We start from the raw sequence: 25,355 nt of genomic DNA on the forward strand, positions 1-25,355 counted from the left end.
CTCCCCCCAAAATTCAGCAATTCCAGATGTGGATGGCCGCGCCCCGTTGCGGGGGCGCGGCCTGTCTTGTCAGTGAGACGAAGCTCCACCGGCACCGCGCGGAACACGGATGGATTCCACCAGTTCCTGCACTTCAACCGGCGGCTCATCCGTTGCGTTGGACACAAGGAAGGCCACACCGAAGTTGATCAGCGCACCGACCACCCCGAAGGAAGCGGGCGAGATGCCGAACAGCCAGTTGGCAGCCGTATCTTCCAGGAAATTGGTGCCCGAGACGAAGAACCAGCCCTTGTAGGTGAAGATATACAGCAGCGTCGCGATGATGCCGGCCAGCATGCCTGCAATGGCACCCTCTTTGTTGATGCGCTTGCTGAAGATACCCATCATCAGGACCGGGAAGATCGAGCTGGCTGCCAGGCCAAAGGCCAGGGCCACGGTCTGTGCGGCAAAGCCCGGTGGGTTCAGCCCCAGGATCGTGGCGACCAGAATGGACACACCCATCGAGATGCGCGCGGCCAGAAGTTCGCCCTTTTCGCTGATATTGGGGTTGAGCGACCCCTTCACCAGGTCATGGCTGACGGCACCCGAGATCGCCAGAAGCAGGCCTGCCGCGGTTGACAGAGCAGCCGCAAGACCACCCGCTGCAACAATGGCAATCACCCAGCTGGGAAGGTTTGCGATTTCCGGATTGGCCAGAACCATGATGTCACGGTTGACGGTGGTCAGCTCGTTGCCCTGCAGGTTCTGCTCGGCGATGGCCGAGGCCAGCGGTTCGCTTTCGCTGCCAGCTTCGTTATAATACTGGATCAGCCCGTCGCCGTTCTTGTCTTCCCAGTTCAGCAACCCGGTCACCTGCCAGTTGCGCATCCACTGGGTGCTTTCCGCGTTTTCGATGGTATCCAGCGAAACCGCAGGCTGGCTGTAAGTGTCGCCCGTCAGGGCACCCGGCCACATGGTTGCGGTCAGGTTGAACCGCGACATCGAACCGACAGCAGGAGCAACCGTGTAAAGCAGGGCAATGAAGACCAGCGCCCAGCCCGCCGATTTACGCGCATCCGACACTTTCGGCACGGTAAAGAAGCGGATGATGACATGGGGCAGACCCGCGGTGCCGATCATCAGGGCCAGCGTGAACATGGCCATGTCCAGCGTCGACGAGTGATGTTCGGTATAGGCGCGGAAGCCCAGATCCGTCACCACCTGGTCCAGCTTGGCCAGGAACTTGGTGTCGGTGCCATTCAGCGTGCCAAACAGCCCGGTCTGGGGCAGCACATGGCCGGTCAGTTGCAGTGCAATGAAGATCGCCGGAATGGTATAGGCGATGATCAGCACGACATATTGTGCAACCTGCGTGTAGGTGATGCCCTTCATCCCGCCAAGAACGGAATAGCAGAACACCATCGCCGCGCCGATCCACAGGCCGGTCGAGTTCGACACTTCCAGATAGCGCGAGAAGGTGACGCCGACGCCGGTCATCTGACCGATCACATAGGTGATCGAGATGATCAGCAGGCAGATGACACCGATGATCCGCGCGGTTTTCGAATAGAAGCGGTCGCCGATGAACTCCGGCACGGTGAACTTGCCGAATTTGCGCAGATAGGGCGCAAGCAGCATCGCCAGAAGCACATAGCCCCCGGTCCAGCCCATCAGGTAGGTCGAGTTGTCATAGCCGGTGAAGGCGATCAGGCCGGCCATCGAGATGAATGATGCGGCCGACATCCAGTCGGCAGCCGTCGCCATGCCGTTCATCACGGGGCTGACACCCCTGTTCGCAGCATAGAATTCAGCCGTTGAACCGGCGCGTGCCCAGATCGCGATACCGATATAGACCGCGAAGGACAGACCGATAAAGATCAGGTTCAGTGTAAACTGGCTCATGGATCAGTTCTCCTCACTCATCCACGCCATGGTCACGATCCAACTTGTTCATGCGTGCCGCATAGGTGAAAATCAGCACGATGAAGACAAGGATCGAACCCTGTTGCGCGAACCAAAATCCAAGATCGGTCCCGCCGATCTTGATGCCGGATACCAGCGGTCTCAGGATGATCCCGAAACCATAGGATGCCAAAGCCCAGACGGCGAGGCAGATCCAGATGATCCTGAGATTGGCCTGCCAATAGGCATTTGAAGATTGTCTGTCACTCATGTCCTTAGAACCCTCCCTGTTCAGACAAGTCCCTCATCCCGCCATTTCATTATTGCAGCACCCATCAGCCCGGCGGGAAGACCAGGTGATATGGCGGGGCCCGTCAGGGCCCCTGAACCATTCTGTTGTTCTCAGTCCCGGTTCATCCGGTTGGCGATCAGCTCTTCCACGACTTCCGGCTCGGCCAGCGTGGAGATGTCGCCCAGACTTCCATAGTCATTTTCCGCGATCTTGCGCAGGATACGGCGCATGATCTTGCCAGAGCGCGTCTTGGGCAGGCCTGGCGCCCATTGGATCAGATCGGGTTTGGCAATCGGACCGATTTCCGTGCGCACCCATTTCTCCAGCTCGGCGCGCAATTCCTCGGTTGGCTCGACCCCGTTCATCAGGGTGACATAGGCATAGATCCCCTGCCCCTTGAGCGGATGCGGGTAACCGACAACGGCAGCCTCGGCCACATCCTGATGTGCGACCAGCGCGGATTCGACCTCGGCGGTGCCCATGCGGTGCCCCGAGACATTGATCACATCATCGACACGCCCGGTGATCCAGTAATATCCATCCTCGTCGCGGCGGCATCCGTCACCGGTAAAGTAATAGCCGGGATATTGCTGGAAATAGGTCTCCATGAAGCGTTGATGATCACCCCAGACGGTGCGCATCTGTCCCGGCCAGCTGTCGGCGATGCACAGCACGCCTTCTGCGGGATTGCCATGGATCGGTTCCGCCGTGGTGGCGTCCAGAATCTCGGGCTTGACCCCGAAGAACGGAAGGGTTGCCGAACCCGGCTTGGTCTGCGTGGCACCGGGCAAGGGCGTGATCAGATGTCCGCCGGTCTCGGTCTGCCACCAGGTATCGACGATCGGGCATTTCCCCTTGCCGACATGGTCATTGTACCAGGTCCAGGCTTCGGGGTTGATCGGCTCGCCAACGGTGCCAAGAACACGCAGGCTGGACAGATCATGCTTTTCGACGAATTCGGTGCCCTTGCCCATCAGGGCGCGGATCGCGGTCGGCGCAGTGTAGAACTGGTTGACCTTGTGCTTGGCGCAGACCTCCCAGAAACGTCCGGCATCGGGATAGGTCGGCACGCCTTCGAACATCAGCGTCGTGGCGCCATTCGCCAGCGGGCCATAGATGATATAGCTGTGCCCCGTCACCCAGCCCACATCGGCCGTGCACCAGAAGACATCCCCGTCCTTGTAGTCAAAGGTGTATTGATGCGTCATCGCGGCATAGACCAGATAGCCGCCGGTGGTATGCACGACGCCCTTGGGCTTGCCGGTGGACCCCGAAGTATACAGAACGAACAGCGGGTCTTCGGCATTCATCGGGCGCGGCGGGCAATCCGGGCTGACATGTTTCATCTGCTCCTTCACATCGACGTCGCGGCCTTCGATCCAGGTGGTCTGATCGCCGGTATGCTTGACCACCAGGCAACGCACCCGGTCCGAGCAATGCAGCAGCGCCGCATCGGCATTGGATTTCAGCGCCGTGCGACGACCGCCGCGCGGAGCCGTGTCGGCGGTGATCACGACCTTGGCACCCGAGTCATTGACCCGGTTGGCCAGCGCATCGGGCGAGAAGCCGGCGAAAACGATGGAATGAATGGCACCGATGCGCGCGCAGGCCAGCATGGCATAGGCGGCTTCGGGGATCATCGGCAGATAGATGACAACGCGATCACCGCGCATCACGCCCTGGCTCAGCAGGACATTGGCGAAACGGTTCACCTTGTCGGACAGTTCGGCATAGGTGATGTATTGTGCTTCGCTCTGCGGATCATCGGGCTCGAAGATGATCGCGGTCTGATTGGCGCGATCCTTCAGATGCCGGTCGACGCAGTTCACGCAGGCATTCAGGACACCGTCCTCATACCATTTGATGCTGACTTCACCAAAGTTGAAATTGGTGTTCTTGACCTTGGTATAGGGCTGGATCCAGTCGAGCCGCTTTCCCTCCCTGCCCCAGAACGCATCAGGGTCATTGATCGATTCAGCGTAAAGCCTCTCGTAAGCTTCGGGGCCGACATGTGCCTCATCAAAGCCTTCGGGTATGGCGAATTTCTCAGCGGCAGCCGTGGTCATCAAGTCCCCTCCTCACAGCATTGACGCAGCGGCACGATGTCTTGTCCCAAGCACATGGCGCACGCTGCACAACAAACCTGCCCAAATGTTAATCACAAACTTGACTTTATGTTAAGTATTTTTTTTAACACGATTTTTTTGTAAATTTATTGACGGAAAAATAATATGAATTGTAAATCATTCACAATCCCGTCAATAAAGAAAAAAACTGCGACGCCGCCGGAATGCTTCCGGCGGCGCAGGGTGGAAATAAATTTTCGTTCGGTTACTGCGGCCGGTCCATCCGGGCATAGATGCAGACCCTGCCCTTCAGTTTCTGGCTCCAGTTCAGGCGAATCTGCCGCTTGCTCGATCCGATCTGGGTCTGCACCCATGGCATTGCATCCACCTTTTCCCCGGTCGAGTTCGTCAATGCACTTTCCGCCACCACCGATTGCACCGATTTTGCCCAGCCCTGAAAGGGCAGCCCCTCGATCACGGGCAGCGTCCACTTGTTGTTCAGGCTGGCCTGATCATGAATGACCATCAGCGGGTTCGAGACATAATTGACCACGCCATTGAAGGTATTCGCCTCGAACTGGATATTGCGCATGTTGTTGTAATCCAGATCGGCAATCGAGGTATCGACACGCTCGATCCGGTCAATGGCATTGTACAGCGCCTTGAAGACATTTCCGACGACGCTCAGCCCATGCACGAAATGGCCGCTTCCATAGGGTTTCACCGTCAGCCAGGTGAACCAGGGCACGGTCTTGCTGCAAAGACAGGTGTTCCCGGTCAGGGTCAGACCGCCAAAGCTGAACTCTTCCCCGGTGAAATCGGGATAGGCGCTGTGTTCATTGGTCCATTCGATCGAGGCATTGTCGATGTAGTTTCCCGAGATCGTGGTCTGAACATTCTTCTGGGTCAGAACCAGCCCCGCATAGCGCAGCCCGTCATTGCTGTTGTCGCCCTGAAACCAGTGATTGCCGGTGATGATATGCCCGCTGCCGCAGGCCACCATGAAATGCGCAAATCGGACAAATCGGTTGTTGCGCATCTTCACGTCATTGGCGTTCACATTGATGGCAATGCTTGTGCGCTGCTGTGCGGGCAATGACATTTCGTTGGACAGGAACTGGCAGCGGTCGATCAACATGTCCTGACATCCCCGTCCGATCGAGGTGATCGCGCGATCCCTGGGTCGGGTCACATAGCAATCGCGCATGGCGATCATCTCGCCCTTGGGCGGCAGCATGATCGCGCTGGCAACGCCATTGCAGTTGATATCCAGATCCACGAAGTTCAGCCGGTCGATCTGGTTCACGCCTGAGAAATCCAGCAAGTAACGATATCTCTCAAAGCTGTAGTTGCGCGTTCCAGCACCGCCATAAAGCGGCTGCGACAGTTCCAGCCAGCCCGCCGAGACATTCTTGTCCCGAACATAGACCTCGCGCCCGACTCCATTGCCGATCACCCGGCTTCCGATCTCGATGGCGGCGACATTCTCGACATTGGTCAGACGGGTCGGCTTCGAGGGGCTATAGGTCGCGCGACTGCTCCACTGACCCGTCTCCCAATCGCCATCTGCCACCGCAAGCAGACTGCCATTGCAGATCACGCGACGGTTGGAAAATTCGCTCAGACCGGGAGCGATTTCGCCAATGAAAACCGGCTTGTCCAGTTCGACCCGCCGCCCCCGCAAATCCAGCGAGACGTGATCGGTATAGCCAAACAGTGCCTGCAACGCCTTTTCCAGCCCAAGTGCCTCACTGCCGAAAGCATCTGCATAGGTTGGAAAATCAAAGCTCTGCAGAAAGGAAATTCGCGTCGAGGCAGGCGTCTTCAGCGTTCCTTTGAAGCGGATCGGGCTTTCGATCCCCAAGTCGCCATCGATATGGAATTCACCTTCGGGAACAAGGATCCAGCCGCCATTCGCAGCCCTGTCTGCCGCCACGAAGGCCGCACGGTCATTGGTGACGCCGTCACCCACCGCGCCGAAATCGCGCACATCCACCCAGTCGATCAACGAAGGGATGAAGGCGGATGTCACATCCTCGATGCGGATCGATTCAATCCGGATTGCACCGCCATTGGCCCCCACGAGGTCCAGCCCGAAATGCCCGTAGACCGGCAGGGTACCCCAGCCCATATCCACGCCATCACGCGCGCCGACGCCGACGATGGCGCTGACCTCGACCACTTCACCGTATCCGGGCAGCGGGACGGTCTCGCCTGTCTCGGTCAGCCCCGCGACATGATTGCGCGATCCGTCCCCGGCCCAACCGGCAATGCGCACACTGCAGAGGGCACCCGCGACAGCCTTGACCCGTGCCGAGACGCGCAGATACACGCCAGGGATCATCGGCGTTTCGCCCATGAAGCGGAGTTTCGTGGTGGTTTGCTGCTTGTAGATTTCAAGGCAGGGCCCGAAATCCTGATCGGCCGGATTGATCCCGGCATTCTCTGCATCGGCCCAGGTCGGGCTGCCCGATGTTCCGTCGCTGCGCGACCAGGCGTTCAGACCCGCGTGAAATGCGGGAGGCATCAGCAAAAGCCCGTCGGTGATCGCTATGTTCATGTCCATCTCCTCAAGCCGCCCCGAAACAGGCCCGACTACGGCCCGGCGGGATGGCTGAAGAAATAGTTTAGAAAGCGTTAATCCCCGGTGAAGGCGGCGTGCGCTGTTGCGTCGCTTGACGCAACAGCATCACGGATTTCGGACGCGGGGACATCACCCGTCACGACGCGCCCGCGGGCATTCAGGATTGCACGGTGTCGCCTGAAACCAACTCGCCCGACAGGGCCTTTTCAATCAGCAGCCGGGTTTCCTCGATTCCGTAAAGGGCGATAAAGCCGCCGAAACGCGGTCCCTGATCGGCACCCAGCAGCACCTGATACAGGGCACTGAACCAGGCGCGCAGCGGGTCGAACCCGTGTTCCTTGCCAATGGCGAAGACCATGGATTGCAGGGCTTCAGCATCGACATCCTGATCCCAGGCCGCCAGCCGTCTGGCCAAATCCTCCATCGCGGCACGCTCGACATCGCTCGGCAGACGATAGGTCCGCGTCGGGGCCACGAAATCATTGAAATAACGCACGGCAAAACCGGCGGCCTCATCCAGGGCCGGATGGGTCTCGGGGCTGGCCTCGGGCGCATAGCGGCGGATGAAGCCCCACAGCCCGGCGCGGTCCTTGGCCCCGGCTACCGATGCCAGATTGAGCAGCATCTGGAAGGGCACCACCATATCCGACCGGGGCACATTGCCGCCGTGGATATGCCAGACCGGGTTGGCCAGCTGCTGTTCGGGGCTCTGATCGTGATAGGCGCGCAGCTGCTGGTGATATTCGTCCACGGCCTTGGGGATGACGTCGAAATACATCCGCTTGGCCGTTTTGGGTTTCAGATACATGAAATAGGACAGGCTCTCGGTCGAGGCATAGGTCAGCCATTCGTCGATCGACAGGCCGTTCCCCTTGGACTTGCTGATCTTCTGGCCGTTCTGGTCCAGGAACAGCTCATAGGTGAAATGCTCGGGCTTGCGCCCACCCAGAATTTCACAGATCCGGTCATAGATCGGCGTATTGGTGGAATGGTCCTTGCCATACATCTCGAAATCGACATCCAGCGCCGCCCATCTGGCTCCGAAATCCGGCTTCCATTGCAGCTTGACCTGACCGCCGGTCACCGGAAGGGTTGTTTCCTCGCCATCCTCGTCGTCAAAGGTAATCGTTCCGGCAGCGGCATCGACATGCTTGATGGGCACATACAGCACCCGGCCCGATTTCGGGCTGATCGGCAGGAAGCAGCTATAGGTCTGCTGGCGCTCTTCGCGCAGGCTGGCCAGCATCACCTTCATGATGTCGTCATAACGTTCGACCGCCCGCAGCAGGATATCGTCGAATTTCCCCGATTTGTAGTTCTCGGTGGCGCTGACGAATTCATATTCGAAGCCGAAGGTGTCTAGAAAGCGGCGCAGCATGGCGTTGTTATGGGCACCGAAGCTGTCATATTCGCCAAAGGGATCGGGCACAGAGGTCAGCGGCTTTTGCAGATGCTCCTGCAGCATTGCCTGATCGGGGACATTCTCGGGCACCTTGCGCATGCCGTCCATGTCATCGGAAAAACAGATCAGGCGGGTGGGAATGTCGCTGATCAGCTCGAAGGCGCGACGGATCATCGTGGTGCGCGCCACCTCGCCAAAGGTGCCGATATGGGGCAGGCCCGAGGGACCATAACCGGTCTCGAACAGGACATAGCCTTTTTCTGGTGCCTTCTTCTCGTAACGTTTCAGCACCCGGCGCGCCTCCTCGAACGGCCAGGCCTTCGATTTCATTGCCGCATCGCGCAGAGTGCTCATGTCTTGATCTCCTGTTACAAGGCTACGACGCCTTATTGAATGGCGGGCTGATCGTCAATAATTTGCAATGACACAAGACGGAGTCACGACAATGACAACTGAGCTGCCCTCTCTCTCCCCCTGCGACGCACTTGTCGCCGTCATGGTCGCGGTTTCCGCCTCGGATCAGACGATACGCACATCAGAACTGGTGGCCATCCAGCGCATGGTGGACCACGCACCCGTTTTCGCACAATATGATGACGACCGCATTCGCGCCGTCAGCCAGACCGTCATCTCGCTGTTCGAGGAAGAAGACGGGCTGGATGCCCTGTTCGGCCTGATCCGCGAAGCCTTGCCGGAAAAGCTGCATGAAACGGCCTATGCGCTGGCCTGCGATGTCGCCGCGGCGGATGGGCGGCTCTACGAGGGCGAAATAGAGATGCTGGCCGAGATTCGTCATCAGATGAGCATCTCGCGCCTGCATGCGGCCGCCATCGAACTGTCATCACAGGTCCGCCACCGGGTGGTATGACCCCCGCTAGAGGAACCGCGCTGCCCAGCCTGTCAGCATGTCGCGCTGCAATTGCTTGGCGCGGAGCGTCCAGGTGATGACCCCCGCAGGCATTTCCTGCCCCACCGAGGCCAATTGGCGCGGGGCATCCGTGCAAAGGATGGCGAAGCTTGCCGCTTTGCCATCCGTCGTTTCCAGATGGCCGGTCAGATTGGACACGAAATTCAATGTGCCGGTCTTGCCCGAGACAGTGAAATCGCGCTGCTCATTCACCCCGAGATCCTCGTCCAGGGGATTGACCTTCAGCAAGCCTGCCAGTTCTTCGGCCCCCTTCGCCAAAGACACCGCCCGCGCCAGCCCAAGGGCCGTCACCCGGCTTTGCGTTGACAGGCCGGAATGATCTCGCAGCAGAAAATCCTGCCCCAGCCCCTGCTCCTGCAACCAGCCCTGCATCGCACCGGCGGATGCCTCCTGACCAGCCGCGCCGCTGGCCCGCAAGCCGATGACTTCGGCCGTCAGATTGGTCGAGAACTTCAGCATGTCTCGCAACAATTCGCGCAATTGCGGGCTTTCATGGGCGACCACCTCGGTCGCGGCAGGCAGCTGCGAGATCACCTCGGGGCGGGGCAGCACCAGCCCCTTGGCTCGGCACAGGGTCTGAAAGACATCGCCGGCATAAAGCTCGGGGTTGCGCACCGGCAACCAGCGGCTTCCGGCACGCGCGACCGCTGCCCGCGACACCGTCCAGAATTCCTGCCTGTCGTCCTTGTGATAGTCGAAAAGCCTTGCCTGACTGCGGGCCTGCGCGGAAATCGTATAGGCGCGTGGAGAATGCCGGGCTGCACGGGCCTGCAGCGACATCTGCACGCCATCTGCCCCGGGCCGCCAGCCCAGATGGACACGGTTGAAATTCAGGATCATGCCGGACAGTGCCGGATTATAGGCCAGATAATCGGCCTGCGCCGGCGCGATCTCCTCGATTGACGGCAAGGCACCGCCCCAGACGACAAAACGCGCGGGCGAGGCCTGTCCGACGGCCACAAGATTGTCGGCAAGCGCGGCCAGATCATCTGTGTTCAAAACCGGGTCACCACCGCCCGCCAGAATCAGCGTGTCTCCGGCACGCAGGATGCGGGTGCGAAAACGGAAGTCTCCGCCCAGGCGATCCAGCGCATAAAGTGCTGTCAGGGCCTTCATCGTGCTGGCGGGTGGCAGCGGCAGATCTGCACCTCCGGCGTCCATCACCCCGCCGGTCTTGCGGTCGATCAACGCATAGCCAACCGTTGCCGCCGCCCCCGCGCGGGCGATCAGTCGGGATGTCGAAGGCACCGGCCGGACCGGCGGGCGCGAAAACAGCGTCTCATCCTGCGCCAGAACCCGCGAAGCCGGAAGCGCAAGAAGACCCGCCAGGAGAGATCGGCGCCCCAGTGTCCTCATGTGTCTTTCCGGCCGCGGATCATGCCGTTCCTTTTGCGAATGGCGGTCGAGGATTCTGGCGTCATCGGCAGGTTGATCAGAACCCAGGCCGGGGCCTTGCGTGTGACCAGTGTTGCGGCCTCGGCCTGTGGCAAGCGCCAGCGGCGCATCATCTGGGCGGCGGGCGCATGCCGCGCGGCATTGCGCGAACCGGGACGCGCCAGCACACCAATGGGCACGGACCGGGCGATCTCGCGCCAGCGATCCCAGCGATGGAACTGGCAGAGATTGTCCGACCCCATCAACCAGACAAAATTCACGTCATGGTAGAGGTGGCGCAGCCCGGCTATGGTATCCGCCGTCATCCTTGTACCAAGCCGGGTCTCGATATCGGTCACAATGATACGCGGTGAATCCGAAGCCATGCGCGCCGCCGCCAGGCGGATCTCGACAGGAGCCGGCCCATGAGCCTTCAATGGATTTCCGGGCGAGACCAGCCACCATACACGGTCAAGGCCGAACCGATTGAGCGCGACCTTGCTGATATGCAGATGCCCCGAATGCGCCGGATCAAACGATCCGCCAAGCAAACCGATCTTCAGACCGGAGGTCGCCATGGGTAGCCCAGCTCTCATATCGCTCGCTTAGCCCATCACACCGCGCAATCCAACCACATCATGCGCGCATCCCGACCTGTGCAGACCGATGCCGGATCAGACGCCCGAAAATCCGGTCGCTCGGCATGTTTCGTGGTCATATACAATCCGCCAGAGGCTTGGCATATATCGTGACCCGGCCCCTACCCTCGCGCTTGGACTGATACAGGGCGGCATCCACATCCAGCAGCATTCTTTCGACCGACAGCTCGCGATAGCCCGGCGACAGCACGATGCCGATGCTGGCCGAGACGGCACAGGAATTGATGGGCTCTGTCAATCCTTCGATCGCGACTATGATCCGCCGCGCCAGACGTTTCAGCGTCGCAACATCTGTCAGATCGCGCAGCACCAGAATGAATTCATCGCCGCCAAATCTGGCAACCGTATCATGCCCTCGGGTTGCCTGAACCAGAATCTTGCCAACCTGGCACAGCAGTTCGTCTCCGGCTGCATGACCCAGCATGTCATTCACCAGCTTGAAATGGTCCAGATCTATATGGGCCAATGCAAAACCGGGCGTTTCATTCAGTTTGGCGGACGCAAATGCAGATTTCAGTGCCATTTCCAGCCCGCGCCGATTGCGCAAGCCCGTCAGCGGATCGGTATGCGCCTGCAACTGGGCCATTTCCCTCGCCATATCCAGTTGCTGGTTGAAGCGCGACAACTCACCCAACGCGCCATGCATCGCTTCACGCATGAACAGCAGTTCCATCGCAAGCTCTGGCGGCGCGAAATCACGATCAGTCAGCATCGCGCGGCTGACGGCCCGCACAAGATCAATGCCGAACCCCAGGTTGATGACAATCCGACCCGATCCCAGTTCCATCGCGTGCCCGCGCAGACAGATATCCCGCATATGGCAGGGTCGCAGAAACAATCGGTCACCATTCCTTGCTGCCCGGAGCACCACCGCCAGCACATCGGATCCAGAGGCGGAGCGCCCGTTTTCGAACATCTCGTCCAGGCTCCTGGCTCCATCAGATGCAAATTTCCGCAATGTCGAACCCATGCCGTGCAGATGGCCGGCGCCGTCGATCATGCAATGCATCGGCATCAGCCGGTCCAGAGCATCCGGTGACATGGTGATCGTGTATTCCCCATGTGACATCAGAGGGCCTCGACCGTGCCGGACGCCACATCCCGCACAAGGCTGAATTCACGCCCCGCAGAAAAATCGTCATCGGGAATGCCCACGGTGACGACATTGCCCTCGACAGTCACCACGCCCAAGGCACCGTAGTCATCTGCCATGGCACGAATGATGCCGCCCAGAATCGATGGCCAGCCCAGGGAATCCTCGGGCAATGTCAGCCAGAACACCCCCTGCTCACAAACGGAAACATTGATCTCGGGAACCCCCAGATCGGGCACGACGAAATGCACCCGACCTGGCAGTTCTTCCAGGCTCAGGATGAAATCGCGGAAATCATGCCCCGAGAAGCGCAACAACCGGCGAATCGCCTCGCGCCCGGCCAGCCAGGCCCCACCGTCCTCAAGCAACTCCTGCGCCGTCTTGCCCAACTCTGCCGCTGCGGATGTGACAAGATTCCTGACCGAAACGCCCCGCGAAGTGAAAGCGCCCCCCATCAATGCCAGTCTGTCATCGTCCCCCGGGTTCCCGGCCACCCGGAGCCACAAGTCATCGCCATAGGTCTGGCGCAGGAATTCTTCGACCGCTCGAACGACAAGTTGCTGCATGTGTCACCTCTGTCGGCTTCGATAGCAGGCAAAGATAAACAAAAAGGTAATTTCGGGCGGTCGATCTAACCCACTTCCCAGCCATATCCCCCCGGCCCATCCAGAGCGATCCGTGTCTTCAGGAAATCCTCGGGGCGCAGGTTCAGGGCTTCGGCGGCATCCAGAACGCGACCGTCATCTTCAAGGATATAATCCAGCAAGGGTAAATCCAGTTCCGCAGTTCCCGCCATTTGGCGCAGATCCTCCGGACGCAATCCGGACACCCCCAGGAAGCCCTCGACCAACTCGGGGCGTTCCAGGACGTAAAGCAACAATGAAGCCGCAAGCTGTTGCGGCCTGTCCTGATCCTTCATATTTTCACCTTTTCGTGTGAACGGTTATTGGCGCTAACAGGCAGCGCCAACGGAAACCAGTTGTTAATCCTTTTTTGCCAGATTCGTCACTGACACAGATCACACAGATGGACCGGGACCCAATGACTGCACGCATCCTGATAGCTGATGGGACCGCGACGGCACGTATAACCCTGAAAGTACGCCTGTCGGCAGCCTGCTATGACGTCTGTACGGTCGCAAATGCCGAGGATCTTTCGGGGCAGGCCCATCTTTATCGACCGGACCTCATCATCCTGGGTACAGGTTTTGCGCGTGAGAGCCCGGTGGATATGGCCCTGTCACTTATGGGACAACCCGGTCTTGCGGCAATTCCCATCATCATGCTTGCCAATGAGTCCACGCGCCTGCAGGCATTGCGGGCGGGGGTCGCAGCTGTCCTTGACCCGATGATCGATGAACAGATGCTCCTGGCCCGGATACGTGGCCTGCTGCGCGATTCTGACACCGCGGTCAGCCCCGCAGACGCCCTGGCCGAAGCTGCCGCCACCTTTGGGCCGGCACCCCGGCTGACCAATGTCACGCTCGTTGCCGACAATCCGGCGCGCGCCATGCGCTGGCGGGGCGCATTGCAAAAGCGGCTTGATGCGCATTTTACGATCAGCACCCCTACCGAAACGCTGGCTGCAGCCGCTCGCGGACAGGGTGCCGACCTTTATCTCATTGCCGCAGATATATCGACCCGCGGCGACGGGCTGAGACTGCTGTCCGAGCTTCGCGCCCGGAACGGTTCGAAAAATGCGGCATTCGTCGTGGCAACCGAATCTCACCGTTCGGAGCTTTCCGCCATCGCCCTCGACCTTGGCGCTGGAGAGGTATTGCCCGTCGATCTTGACTCTGACGCCGGGGTCGAAATGGCAGCACTGGCCCTTCAGACGCAACTGCTGCGCAAGGAGGAATGCGACAAGCGCCGGATCGAAACACAGCGCAAGCTGCAATGGGCCATGACCGATCCGCTGACCGGTTTGTACAATCGCCGCTATGCACTTCCTCGTCTGACCGAGATTGCCCGCGACATGCAGCGGCGCGGCGACAGTTTCGGGGTGATTGCCCTGGATCTGGACCGTTTCAAGACCATCAACGACAATTTCGGCCACGCCGCAGGTGACGCGGTTCTGGCCAATCTGGCGCGCCGGATCCAGAAGAACACCGGTGACAGCGGGCTCGCGGCCCGCATCGGCGGCGAGGAATTTCTGATTGTGACCCCCTCGCAGACCGAGAGCGAGGCCATGACCCTGGCCGAGCAGCTGCGTGACACGATAGAGGCGCAGCCGGTGACCCTGCCGCGCCTTTCCGGCGGCGGGTCCATCGCCGCGACATGCTCGATCGGCGTCGCAATCGGGCAGTCATGCGATGCGACGCCCAATCCGGAACGGACCGCCGAACTGTCGATGGAACGCGCCGACCGCGCTCTGCTGAAAGCCAAGTCCAAAGGCCGAAACTGCGTGGTGCTGGCCCAACCCGAAACCGTCATATAGACCCGACACTGCGCCTTATGGTCGCGGCCATTGGTACTGGAAATGCGGCGCAGTCACGTCTAGTTTATCGGCAACGCGTGCATTTGCGCGAATTCCATCATGTGCAGAGGTCATTCATGACGCAGACACCCCTTGAGAATGCCAATGCCGCGGCGAGCGACATCGAACGCCCGACAAAACAGGCGATGATACGCGGCGCATTGGGGCGCTGCCCCTCATGCGGAGAGGGCCGGCTGTTCAAGGGGTATCTCAAGGTCGCCGATCAATGCCCCAATTGCGGTGAAGCGCTGCATCATCAGCGCGCGGATGACGGTCCTGCCTATCTGACCATTCTGCTTGTGTCGCATCTGGGGGCGCCGCTGCTGCTGGCCAGCTATATCGCCTGGCGGCCTTCGGCAATCACCATGATCCTTGCCTTCGGGTTGGCGGCAATCGTGTTGTCTCTTCTGCTCTTGCCGCGCATCAAGGGCGGAATGATCGGACTGCAATGGGCGCGCCGCATGCATGGCTTCGGCCGCAACGCCGAACCGGCCAACGCATGACGCCGGGGGATTCTCTCCCCATCCGTCAGGCTGCGACCATGATCCTGCTGCGGCGCAGTCGCGCGGGCACATCCGTTCTGATGGGAATGCGCGGCGCAAAAGCCGCTTTCATGCCGTCAAAATATGTCTTTCCCGGCGGCGCGGTCGACCCCGAGGATACCATGGCGGTGCTGTCGCGACCGCTGGCCGACATCCATCACCGCCGCCTGCTGGCCGAACCGCGTGAGGAAGCCCCAGCGAACCCAAGGGCTATAGCCGCCGCCGCTTTGCGAGAACTGGCAGAGGAAACAGGCCTATTGATCGGCAATCCGGCGTCGCCACCATCGCCTTGGCCGGGCTATGCCGAAGCGGCGCTGGCCGCCGATGCATCGGCGCTGCGATATGTCTTTCGCGCCATCACGCCGCCGGGACGCCCGCGCCGTTTTGATGCCCATTTCTTCCTGGCCGATGCCGCCAGGATCACCGGCGATCCCGACGATTTCAGCCGGGCCTGTGACGAGCTGTCCCATCTGCACTGGGTGCCATTGACCGAAGCACGCAACCTCAATCTGCCCTTCATCACCGAGGTGGTTCTGGCCGAGGTTGCGCAACTGGCCAGTGCGGTCCCGCATGACGCCGAATTGCCAGATCCCGCGACTGTTCCATTCTTTGACAATCGCGGGTCAAGCCCCCGGTTTTCCCAGATCGCCTGATTATTTCCCGGTGAATACGGGCTTTCTTTTCTGCAGAAAAGCCGCGACCCCTTCCTGGAAATCATGGCTGCGCCCGGCCTGCCCCTGCAGGCGGGCCTCCAATTGCAACTGGCTGTCCAGATCATTGCCAAAGGATTGTCTCAGCGCCTCGCGAATGGCCAGATAGGCCGAAGTCGGTCCCTGTGCCAGATGTTTGGCGCGGGCCGCGACGATTTCGGCAAAGTCATCATCCGCGCAGCTTTGGTAGATCATGCCCCAATCCGCCGCCTGTTGCGCCGGGATGGAATCCGCGAACAGCATCATCCCCGCCGCGCGGGCAAGACCGGTCAGACGCGGCATCATCCAGGTTCCTCCGGCATCGGGAATCAGGCCGATGCGGGTAAATGCCTGAACGAAGCTGGCGTTCTCGGCCGCGATCACAACATCCGCCACAAGCGCCAGATTGGCCCCCGCCCCGGCAGCAACACCATTGACCGCCGCAATCACCGGTGCGGAGCAGTTCATGACCGCATGCAGCATCGGCTCGTATTCATCGCGCAGGGTGGTTTCAAGATCGGTCGCCGCCGCCGCATCGGTCAGATCCTGCCCCGAACAAAAGGCACGGCCTGAACCCGTCATCACCACGCAACGGACATCCTGGCTCAGCGTCGCCAAGGCCCGGGTGATTTCGGCACGCATCTGCCGGTTGAGGGCGTTCATCACTTCGGGTCGGTTCAGGATCAACGTGGCGATGCCGTCGCTGATACCGAATTGGATTGTCTGATAGCTCATGCTGGCCTCCCCCGCTTTTCGTCTTGATGAACAGATCAAAGGCGGGGGTAAAGAACGACCTCGCGTCAGTCCTCGCCCATGATCTGCTTCAACCGCGCCTGTTCCTCATCGGAAAGCCGGGTGGTCGGTTGTGTGACCATGGATCGCGACCGGATGAATCGCCAGGCCACGATCAGCGCAAGAATGGCCATGATCGGCCCGGCCAGCCACAGCAACAGGTTGCCACCACGGGCGCGGGGCTCGAACAGCACGAATTCTCCGAAACGGTCAACCACCGCATCGATGACCTCTTCGTCGTCATCGCCCGCCACCAGTCTTTCGCGCACATAAAGACGCAGGTCGCGGCTGATCGCGGCATTGGATTCATCGATATTCTCACCCTGACAGACAGGGCAGCGCAGCTTCTGCGAGATACCTCTGGCGCGCGCCTCAAGCGCGGGATCGCCCAGAACCTCATCGGGCTGAACGGCCATGGCGGCAAAGGGCAGCGTGACCAGCAGAAGAAGAACCGAAATGAACTGTCTCATTCTGCGGCCACCGCTGTCATGCTCTTGCGCCTAGCACCCGCAGCCACGCGATAGCGACGGTCCGACAGGCTGATCAATCCGCCCAGGGCCATGAAGATGGCACCCGCCCAGATCCAGTTTGCAAAGGGCTTGACATAGCTGCGTACCGCCCAGCCGCCATCGGCCTGCGCGTCCCCGATAACCACATAGATGTCGCGCAGGATGCCATTGTCGATCGCGGCCTCGGTGGTGGGCATGGCCTGCACGGGATAGACGCGTTTTTCGGGATGCAGAATGGCCACCTCGGTCCCATTTTGTGAAATTTTCATCGCCGCCATGGTCGACAGGTAATTCGGCCCCTCGATCTGTTCGACGGATTGCAGCGTGATCGTGTAACCGGCAACATCGAAACTGTCCCCGATTTGGGCGACGCGGATATCCTCGGTCTGCCATGCGGTCATCAGGCCGACACCGATGAAGGTCACCCCCAACCCCGCATGGGCGACGGCCTTGCCCCAATCAGCCCGCGGCAGGCGCAGCAGCCGCGACAGTCCCGACGATCCCGTCCGATGCAGCAGTTCGGCCACCGCGCCGGCGATCAGCCACGCCCCCAGCCCCGCGCCTATCACGGCAATCGAGGAACGCCCGGTCGAGACCGCATAGACCAGCAGGCCTATTGCAAGGGCGAAAATCAGCGCGCCGCGCAAAGGTCGGATGGCCCGCAGGAACCTGGCCCGTTTCCAGGGGATCAGCGATCCCATCGGCAACACGATGGCCAGCACGATCATGAAAGGCGTGAAGGCCTTGTTGAAGAACGGCGCCCCGACCGAAAGCTTGCGGTCCCACATCATCTCGGCAAACAGCGGCCACATCGTGCCGATGAAGACCACGAAGGCCGAAACCGCCAGCAGGACGTTGTTCAGCACCAGCGCACCTTCGCGCGAAACCGGCGCAAAAACTCCCTTGGCCGTCATCGTCCCGGCCCGCGCGGCATAAAGCGTCAGCGCGCCGCCGACGAAGGCACCAAGAATGGCCAGAATGAACAGACCACGCTCGGGGTCGCTGGCGAAACTGTGGACCGAGGTGATCACCCCGGAACGCACGATGAATGTGCCGATCAACGAGAAACCGAACGCCATGATCGCCAGCAGGATCGTCCAGCTTTTCAACGCCTCGCGCTTTTCGACGACAATCGCCGAATGCAGCAGCGCGGCGGCCAGAAGCCAGGGCATGAAACTGGCGTTCTCGACCGGATCCCAGAACCAGAAGCCCCCCCAGCCAAGCTCGTAATAGGCCCACCAGGATCCCAGCGCGATACCGATGGTCAGAAACATCCATGCCGCAAGTGTCCATGGCCGAACCCAGCGCGCCCAGGCTGCATCGACGCGCCCCTCGATCAGCGCCGCGACAGCAAAGCTGAAGGCCATCGAAAGCCCGACATAGCCCAGATAGAGAAACGGCGGATGAAAAGCCAAGCCCGGATCCTGCAACAGCGGATTCAGGTCGCGCCCGTCAAAGGGCGGATTGGCCAGGCGCAGAAAGGGGTTCGAGGTAAAGATGATAAAGGCATAGAATGCCGCACCGATCGAGGCCTGCACCGCCAGCACACGCGCACGCAACCGTGGCGGAAGATTGGTGCCGAATACGGCCGCCGCCGCTCCGAACAGCGACAGGATCAGAACCCAAAGCAGCATCGAACCTTCGTGGTTTCCCCAGACGCCGCTGACCTTGTAAAGCATCGGCTTGGCCGTATGGGAATTCTCATAGACCAGCTTCAGCGAGAAATCCGATGTCACGAAGGCAGCGGTCAGCGCTGCGAAGGACAGTCCGCACAGCAGGAACTGTGCCAGGGCGGCAGGATTGGCGCTCTCCATCCATCCATGCCAGTCGCGCGACGCACCGATCATCGGCACCGTCGCCTGATACAGCGACACGGCAAAAGCGAGGATCAGGGCAAAATGGCCTATTTCAGCAATCATAAAGGGCTTCCTCTGTTGCGCGCAGCATAGGGGCAGGAAAAAAGGGGGGAAAGTCCCCCCTTGCTTCCATGTTCTCACAATCGCGTCTGTCAGGATGCGACCGATCCGCGCAAGCTGGCCACCCAATCGCGCAGGGCAGCATTGTCGGCAAAATCGTCATCAGGGATCGGGCCCGAGAAGAACGCCGCATCCGATCCGGCAGCCTGCTGCCCCCTGGAACGAAGTTTCGGCTGCTGCCAATTGCGATTGCGGAAATAATGGGCCTCTCGCGCGCCGAAATAAAAGCCGACAATGGCGCCCAGCAACCACCACAGCGGTTCGGGAACCTGCTGCAGCCCTTGCATGCGCAACGCGAACCCCGCGGGTTCGACCATCGAATAGACGAACAAGCCCATCGTCCCCAAAGCCAGAAATGGTCGAGGAAGACGATTCAACCCATTAATGAAACTGTGAAACATGTCGCCACGACCGGATGAGAACTCTTGCCCGAACTGCGACATTGCACGGATGTGGGCCTCTTCCTGCAGTTCCATTTTCCTGGTCGCATTCTGAGTGAATATCTCGGCCATTCCGGCCGCTGCATGCCCCAATGCCGTTGCGCCGGCACCAAAGCCGATGAAGCGCTCGATCATGCCCATTTGGCGACCCTTTCCCGATGCTGGCTGTCAGACAGATGATAGCGCGGATGGATGAATGCTTCGGCCCGGGTGATCCAACCGCCCTTCGTACCCTTGCGGGTCGTGGCATATTTTCGGCTGGCAGGGCGCTGATCGGCCAGGGCGTAATAGTAATTGCGGCGCGCAATCCCATAGGCATCTGCCAGGTGATCTGGCGCGGCCTCGGCGGCCTCGGCGGCGGCCTGAATGGTTTGCGGGCCGACAATTCCGTCATCTGTCGCAGCAAAGCCCATGCGCGTGATCAACCGCTGCAGGATCTTCACGGCATTGCGCCCCGCATTCACATACATGTCGAACAGGCTGGGCTGCAGCATCTCGGGCAGTTCCGCCAGCCGCGGCCTACGAAAGTAATGTTCAACGAATATCTGTTCAGCCTGAGCGCGAGTCAGAGCCCGGACATCCTTGCCGTCCACCCGGCCATCACGGTTCAGATCAAGACCCAGACCCTGCATCGTGCCGATCGTGACACCGTATTTGGTCGCACCGCCCGGATCATCCGGATCGTCAACATAGCCGCCCTCACGCGCCACGATCTCACGCGCGATCTCTTCGACGCTTTGCATGTAAACACCCCTCTTGCGATCTTCATCGCAAAAGGTGCAGGGGACGGCTTAACCATCCATTAACCATGCGTGCGTTGCAGGGCGACACCACGCAACGGCAGGCTGATCAGGAATTGGGATCCTCGTAGACGCCGCTTTCCTTCAGGGTGTCAACAACCTCACGCGGCATATAGCTTTCATCATGTTTGGCCAGCAGATCACGAGCCTCGAAACGACCGTCGCGATAATAACCCTTGGCGATCGTGCCTTGTCCTTCCTTGAACAGGTCGGGGCGCGGATCATCACCGGTATATGAGACGGGAATTTCGACCACGCCATCGGTGATGACGAAATCGAACCTGACCCCGTCGCGATCCTCGATCGACCCGTCTTTCACCAATCCGCCCAGCTGGAAATATTCGTCGGGCGGCGGCGCCAGCTCACTGACCTGCGAGGGCGAGCGATACAGATTGATGCCATCGCGAAAGCCATAGCCAATCAGGGCCACCGCAATCACCAACGCAAGGGCGGCGGCAACGACCACCTGAACCCGCCTGCGTTTCTTCAATGATTTCAACCCTGCCATGACATTCCTTCAAGCCGATTCGAAGAGGATTGAACGGCGCAGAAACTGCGTCGCCTTGCCGGAAACACGGATCGGATCGCCTGTCGTGAGATATTTCGAGACAGTGCCTTCACCGCGGAATTCCGGTCTGCGCTCAAGATAGTCCGCCAGGCTTTCCGCTACCAGCCCTGCCTGGCTATAAACCTCGACCTGCGGCCCAAGGGCGCGCCGGAAGGCAGCTTCGGCAAAGGGATAATGCGTGCAGCCCAGGATAGCCGCCTCGGGCTTGGGCATGCGACGCTTCAGCGCCTCGACATGGCTGGTCACCAGGGCGTCGGCCAGCAGCTCATCGCCCTGTTCGATCGCATCGACGACACCGGCGCAGGGCTGCGCCTCGACATCCACGCCAACGGCGCGGAAGGCCAATTCGCGCTGAAACGCCCGGCTGGCCACCGTGGCCGGCGTCGCAAACAGGGCGACATGTTTGACCTGAACCTCTCGCGGCGGCGAATTGTCACCCCAGCGGCGTTCGGTCAGGGCCTCGATCATCGGCACGAAGACACCCAGCACCCGTTTTTCCGGCGGCAACCAGCTTTCCTGCATCCGTCGCAGTGCGGCAGCGCTGGCCGTGTTGCAGGCCAGAATCACCAGATCGCAGCCCTCTTGCCAAAGCCTTTCGACACCGGCACAGGTCAGCTCATAGATGTCATCTGCGGTCCTGACGCCATAGGGCGCATGAGCATTGTCCCCCAGATAGACCAGGGGCAGCTCGGGCAACCGGGCCGAGATGGCCTGATGAACGGTCAGTCCGCCCAGACCCGAATCGAATACACCAACTGCCATGCTCCACTCCTTTAGCCGCACGACGTGTTTTTAGGACGCCGCGCGACAATTGGGAATGACCCGTTTCACTCGGCCGCTTCACGGATCGGTGCATCTCCGCTGCGGAACTGCGCCAAAAGCTCCTGGCGACGCAATTCCGCCTCGGCCGCGGCCTTCTCCTTGACCGGCCCATAACCGCGCACGCTCAGCGGCAGTTCCGCCAGTTCAATGGCCACGGGCATCGTGGCATCGGTGACATTGGCAAAGACCTCACGCATGTCCTGTTCGTATTGGCGGATCATGGCGCGTTCGGCCCGGCGCTCGGCACTATAGCCAAAGGGATCCAGCGGCGTGCCGCGCAGCCCTTTCATGGCAGCCAGTACTTTGAAAGCCTTGAACATCCAGGGGCCGAACTCGCGTTTCCTGGGGCGTCCCTGGGCATCCTTGCCGGGCAGGATCGGCGGTGCCAGATGCAGCGACAGCTTGGTGTCACCTTCCCAGGTCTTGGCAACCTGTTCGATCGTGCCCAGATGCAGCCGCGCAACTTCGTATTCATCCTTGTAGGCCAGCAGCTTGAAATAGCCCTGGGCAACGCTGTTGCGCAGTTCTTTTGGCGCGGCATCGACCAGCTTGCGGAACTTCCGCGCCAGCCCCTTGCCCTGATAGGCCACCAGCCTGTCCGCCCGATAGGCAACCGGATCAGGAGAAATCTGCACGGGATCCAGCGGTTTGCGTGCCTGATCGGGGTGGACCATCGCCCAACGACCGATATTGAAGGCACGCTGGTTTTCGGCAACCTTGGCACCATTCAGTTCGATCGCCTGCATGATGGCCCCGTGCGACAGGGGGATCAGACCCTGCTGCCAGCAGGCCCCCAGCACCAGCATGTTCGAATAGATGGAATCACCCAGCATCCGCAGGGCCAGTTCATTGGCATCGAAGAAAGAGACCTTTTCGCCCAGCCGCGCCTCCAGCGACATCCGCAACCGGTCCGACGGCACCTGGAAATCGCGAAACCGGGTAAAATCGCCGGTGATGATCTCATGATCATTGACCACCGCCCCGGTCCGCCCGGTCGTCATCAGCCCGATGGTTCGCGCCCCGGCAGTCACCACCAGATCTCCACCGATCACGCAGTCAGCCTCACCTGTAGCAACGCGAATGGCGCTGATGTCTTCAGGTTTCTCGGCAAGACGCAGATGGATATGCACAGCACCGCCCTTTTGCGCCAGACCGGCCATCTCCATCATGCCCGCACCCTTGCCATCGACATGGGCGGCCTGGGCCAGCACAGCACCGATGGTGACCACGCCGGTGCCGCCAACGCCGGTGATCACGACGTTATGCGTGCCGTTGATGGCAGGCAGATCGGGATCGGGCAGATCGGGGATGTCGAATGTCTCGGCCTTGGGCTTGCGCAGCTTGCCACCCTCGACGGTCACGAAGCTGGGACAAAAGCCGTTCAGGCAGCTGTAATCCTTGTTGCAGCTGGACTGGTCGATCTGGCGCTTGCGGCCCAGTTCCGTATCCAGCGGCACGATCGACACGCAATTTGACTGAACCGAGCAATCGCCGCATCCTTCGCAGACCTCGGGATTGATCCAGACGCGGCGGTTCGGATCGGGAAAGTCCCCCTTCTTGCGCCGGCGCCGTTTTTCGGCCGCACAGGTCTGGATATAAAGGATCGCGCTGACGCCCTTCAGCTTTTCCAGATCGCGCTGCACATTCATCATCTCGGCGCGTTCTTCAAAACGCAGCCCCGCCGGGAAATCCGAGCGGGTCACATCTTCCTTTTCGTCATAGACCACGACGACAGGATCGACCCCCATCGCGACCAGTTCCCGCGCAATCTGGGGCGCGGTCAGACCGCCTTCATTGGGCTGTCCGCCGGTCATCGCAACCGCGTCGTTATACAGGATCTTGTAGGTGATATTGGTTCCTGCAGCCAGCGCGGCCCGGATCGCCAGATTCCCTGAATGATTATAGGTTCCGTCTCCAAGATTCTGGAAAACATGATTTCTCTTGCTGAATGGAGCCTCTCCGATCCAATTGGCACCCTCGCCGCCCATATGGGTAAAGCCCTCGGTGTCGCGGCCCATCCACTGCACCATGTAATGGCATCCGATTCCCGCATAGGCCCGGCTGCCCTCGGGCAGTCTGGTCGAGGTGTTATGGGGGCAACCTGAACAGAACCAGGGCGTGCGCGTGGCGATTTCGGGGGCATTGTCATTGCGGCGCACCTCGGTCAGCCGCTGCAGACCGGCGCGGATATGTTCGGTGCCCCGCCCCTCCTCGATCAGGATCGCACCGATTTTCTGCGCGATCATCACCGGATCCAGCGCGTAGCGGGTCGGGAACAGTTCTTCCCCCGTCTGGTCGTGACGCCAGCCAAGCACGCGCCGCCCGTGCCGATTATCGAAAATAGCCTCTTTCAGCTGAACCTCGATCAGCTTGCGCTTTTCCTCGACGCAGACAATCAGCTCGAGATCTTCGGACCACTCCTGCATGGACTTCATGTCCAGCGGCCATGTCTGGCCGACCTTGTAGGTGGTCAGCCCCAGACGTTCGGCCTCGGCCTCATCAATGCCCAGCAGCGACAGCGCGTGAACCAGGTCCAGCCAGTTCTTGCCTGCGGCAACAAAGCCGATCTTTGCGCCTTGCTTGCCCCAGACCTTGCGGTCGATGCGATTGGCGCGCGAGAAGGCCTCGGCCGCCTGACGCTTGTAGTCGATCATCCGCGCTTCCTGCGCGACCGGCGTATCATTCAGCCGGATGTTCAACCCGCCCTCGGGCATGTCGAACTGTGGGATCACGAAATTCAGGCGATGCGGATTGCCGTCGACCACGGCGGTGGCCTCGACGGTATCCTTCATGGTCTTGAGCCCGGTCCAGACGCCTGCAAAGCGCGACAGTGCAAAACCATACAGACCGAAATCGAGGATCTCCTGAACGCCCGCAGGAGAGAGGACGGGAATATAGGCGTCGATCATCGCCCAGTCGGACTGATGCAGCACCGTCGAGGATTCGCCCGTGTGGTCGTCACCCATCGCCATCACGACGCCACCATGCGCCGAGGAACCGGCCATGTTGGCGTGACGCATCACGTCGCCGCTGCGATCGACGCCAGGCCCCTTGCCATACCACAGCGCATAGACGCCGTCATATTTCCCCTCGCCGCGCAACTCTGCCTGCTGGCTGCCCCAGATTGCTGTTGCGGCGAGGTCTTCGTTCAACCCCGGCTGGAACCGGACGTTGGACTCGGTCAGACGACGCGATTCGCGCATCATCTGCAGATCAACCCCTCCCAGCGGAGATCCGCGATAGCCGGTCACAAGTCCCGCCGTGTTCAGCCCGGCGGCTTTGTCACGTGCTGCCTGCATGAGCATCAGCCGCACAAGTGCCTGCGTTCCGTTCAATAACACATGCGTTTTTGTCAGATCGAATCGGTCGGCTAGCGAAAATTCCTGCTTGCTCATCCCACATGTCCTCCCATGTCTTAAGCATTTAAGCCACTATAGGTCAGAATTGCTGACCGAAAAAGGAA

22 protein-coding genes are annotated in these 25,355 nt (G+C 60.4%); 4 read left to right on the plus strand and 18 right to left on the minus strand.

Features of this window, described 5'->3' with window-relative positions:
- Window positions 1-69: 69 nt before the first annotated feature.
- From JHW44_RS08300 to JHW44_RS08320, 5 genes are all read right to left on the minus strand, one after another.
- A complete protein-coding gene (locus JHW44_RS08300) occupies window positions 70-1,881 on the minus strand; it encodes a sodium:solute symporter family protein (RefSeq protein ID WP_089343410.1) in 1,812 nt (603 codons plus the stop codon).
- A 13-nt stretch (window positions 1,882-1,894) separates the two neighbouring features.
- Window positions 1,895-2,152 carry a DUF4212 domain-containing protein gene (locus JHW44_RS08305; protein ID WP_089343409.1) on the minus strand — a complete coding sequence of 86 codons (258 nt, stop codon included), beginning with the start codon at window positions 2,150-2,152 and terminating at the stop codon, window positions 1,895-1,897.
- 131 nt (window positions 2,153-2,283) lie between these two features.
- Window positions 2,284-4,239: an acetate--CoA ligase gene (gene acs, locus JHW44_RS08310; RefSeq protein WP_089343408.1), complete on the minus strand. Its 1,956-nt coding sequence runs from the start codon at window positions 4,237-4,239 to the stop codon at window positions 2,284-2,286.
- 265 nt (window positions 4,240-4,504) lie between these two features.
- Window positions 4,505-6,799, minus strand: coding sequence for a glycosyl hydrolase family 28-related protein (locus JHW44_RS08315; protein ID WP_089343407.1), 2,295 nt, complete (start codon window positions 6,797-6,799; stop codon window positions 4,505-4,507).
- A gap of 181 nt (window positions 6,800-6,980) precedes the next feature.
- The gene (locus JHW44_RS08320) at window positions 6,981-8,579 is read right to left on the minus strand and encodes a lysine--tRNA ligase (protein ID WP_089343406.1); all 1,599 of its coding nucleotides are present in this window, start codon (window positions 8,577-8,579) and stop codon (window positions 6,981-6,983) included.
- Between the two features lie 91 nt (window positions 8,580-8,670).
- Here JHW44_RS08320 and JHW44_RS08325 point away from each other — a divergent pair, with 91 nt between their 5' ends.
- Entirely contained in the window at window positions 8,671-9,093 is a 423-nt protein-coding gene (locus tag JHW44_RS08325) for a tellurite resistance TerB family protein (RefSeq protein WP_089343405.1), read from the plus strand.
- Between the two features lie 6 nt (window positions 9,094-9,099).
- Here the strand turns inward: JHW44_RS08325 and dacB are convergent, their stop codons facing one another.
- The 5 genes from dacB to JHW44_RS08350 form a co-directional block, all read right to left on the minus strand.
- Complete coding sequence (dacB, locus tag JHW44_RS08330; protein WP_089343404.1) at window positions 9,100-10,509, minus strand: D-alanyl-D-alanine carboxypeptidase/D-alanyl-D-alanine endopeptidase; 1,410 nt, start codon at window positions 10,507-10,509, stop codon at window positions 9,100-9,102.
- Window positions 10,506-11,123: a nicotinate-nucleotide adenylyltransferase gene (locus JHW44_RS08335; RefSeq protein ID WP_089343403.1), complete on the minus strand. Its 618-nt coding sequence runs from the start codon at window positions 11,121-11,123 to the stop codon at window positions 10,506-10,508. The genes dacB and JHW44_RS08335 overlap by 4 nt, the downstream gene beginning before the upstream one ends.
- Window positions 11,124-11,241: 118 nt before the next feature.
- Window positions 11,242-12,255: a GGDEF domain-containing protein gene (locus tag JHW44_RS08340; protein ID WP_089343402.1), complete on the minus strand. Its 1,014-nt coding sequence runs from the start codon at window positions 12,253-12,255 to the stop codon at window positions 11,242-11,244.
- Complete coding sequence (locus JHW44_RS08345) at window positions 12,255-12,845, minus strand: heme NO-binding domain-containing protein (protein ID WP_089343401.1); 591 nt, start codon at window positions 12,843-12,845, stop codon at window positions 12,255-12,257. Before JHW44_RS08345 ends, JHW44_RS08340 begins: the two co-directional genes overlap by 1 nt.
- Window positions 12,846-12,910: 65 nt before the next feature.
- A complete protein-coding gene (locus JHW44_RS08350) occupies window positions 12,911-13,198 on the minus strand; it encodes a DUF3572 family protein (RefSeq protein ID WP_089343400.1) in 288 nt (95 codons plus the stop codon).
- Between the two features lie 122 nt (window positions 13,199-13,320).
- On the opposite strand from JHW44_RS08350, the gene JHW44_RS08355 reads away from it, so the two are divergent.
- From JHW44_RS08355 to JHW44_RS08365, 3 genes are all read left to right on the plus strand, one after another.
- Window positions 13,321-14,715 (plus strand): diguanylate cyclase, encoded by a 1,395-nt coding sequence (locus tag JHW44_RS08355; protein ID WP_179217649.1) that lies wholly within the window; start codon window positions 13,321-13,323, stop codon window positions 14,713-14,715.
- Between the two features lie 116 nt (window positions 14,716-14,831).
- Window positions 14,832-15,257 carry a DUF983 domain-containing protein gene (locus JHW44_RS08360; RefSeq protein ID WP_089343619.1) on the plus strand — a complete coding sequence of 142 codons (426 nt, stop codon included), beginning with the start codon at window positions 14,832-14,834 and terminating at the stop codon, window positions 15,255-15,257.
- Between the two features lie 38 nt (window positions 15,258-15,295).
- Window positions 15,296-15,949: an NUDIX hydrolase gene (locus tag JHW44_RS08365; protein ID WP_245846880.1), complete on the plus strand. Its 654-nt coding sequence runs from the start codon at window positions 15,296-15,298 to the stop codon at window positions 15,947-15,949.
- Here JHW44_RS08365 and JHW44_RS08370 read toward each other — a convergent pair whose 3' ends face one another.
- The 8 genes from JHW44_RS08370 to JHW44_RS08405 form a co-directional block, all read right to left on the minus strand.
- Window positions 15,950-16,720 carry an enoyl-CoA hydratase-related protein gene (locus JHW44_RS08370; protein ID WP_089343398.1) on the minus strand — a complete coding sequence of 257 codons (771 nt, stop codon included), beginning with the start codon at window positions 16,718-16,720 and terminating at the stop codon, window positions 15,950-15,952.
- Window positions 16,721-16,785: 65 nt separating this feature from the next.
- Entirely contained in the window at window positions 16,786-17,247 is a 462-nt protein-coding gene (locus tag JHW44_RS08375; RefSeq protein ID WP_089343397.1) for a cytochrome c-type biogenesis protein, read from the minus strand.
- Complete coding sequence (locus JHW44_RS08380; protein ID WP_089343396.1) at window positions 17,244-19,205, minus strand: heme lyase CcmF/NrfE family subunit; 1,962 nt, start codon at window positions 19,203-19,205, stop codon at window positions 17,244-17,246. The genes JHW44_RS08375 and JHW44_RS08380 overlap by 4 nt, the downstream gene beginning before the upstream one ends.
- Window positions 19,206-19,294: 89 nt before the next feature.
- Window positions 19,295-19,843 carry a holin family protein gene (locus JHW44_RS08385; protein WP_179217648.1) on the minus strand — a complete coding sequence of 183 codons (549 nt, stop codon included), beginning with the start codon at window positions 19,841-19,843 and terminating at the stop codon, window positions 19,295-19,297.
- The gene (locus JHW44_RS08390; RefSeq protein ID WP_089343395.1) at window positions 19,834-20,445 is read right to left on the minus strand and encodes a holin-associated N-acetylmuramidase; all 612 of its coding nucleotides are present in this window, start codon (window positions 20,443-20,445) and stop codon (window positions 19,834-19,836) included. The genes JHW44_RS08385 and JHW44_RS08390 overlap by 10 nt, the downstream gene beginning before the upstream one ends.
- A gap of 106 nt (window positions 20,446-20,551) precedes the next feature.
- Window positions 20,552-21,001: a cytochrome c maturation protein CcmE gene (ccmE, locus tag JHW44_RS08395; protein ID WP_179217660.1), complete on the minus strand. Its 450-nt coding sequence runs from the start codon at window positions 20,999-21,001 to the stop codon at window positions 20,552-20,554.
- An 18-nt stretch (window positions 21,002-21,019) separates the two neighbouring features.
- Entirely contained in the window at window positions 21,020-21,832 is an 813-nt protein-coding gene (locus JHW44_RS08400; RefSeq protein ID WP_089343393.1) for a glutamate racemase, read from the minus strand.
- A gap of 65 nt (window positions 21,833-21,897) precedes the next feature.
- Window positions 21,898-25,287, minus strand: coding sequence for an indolepyruvate ferredoxin oxidoreductase family protein (locus JHW44_RS08405; protein WP_089343392.1), 3,390 nt, complete (start codon window positions 25,285-25,287; stop codon window positions 21,898-21,900).
- Between the last annotated feature and the right edge of the window lie 68 nt (window positions 25,288-25,355).

Source organism: Paracoccus seriniphilus, assembly GCF_028553745.1.
Taxonomy (GTDB): Bacteria; Pseudomonadota; Alphaproteobacteria; order Rhodobacterales; family Rhodobacteraceae; genus Paracoccus; species Paracoccus seriniphilus.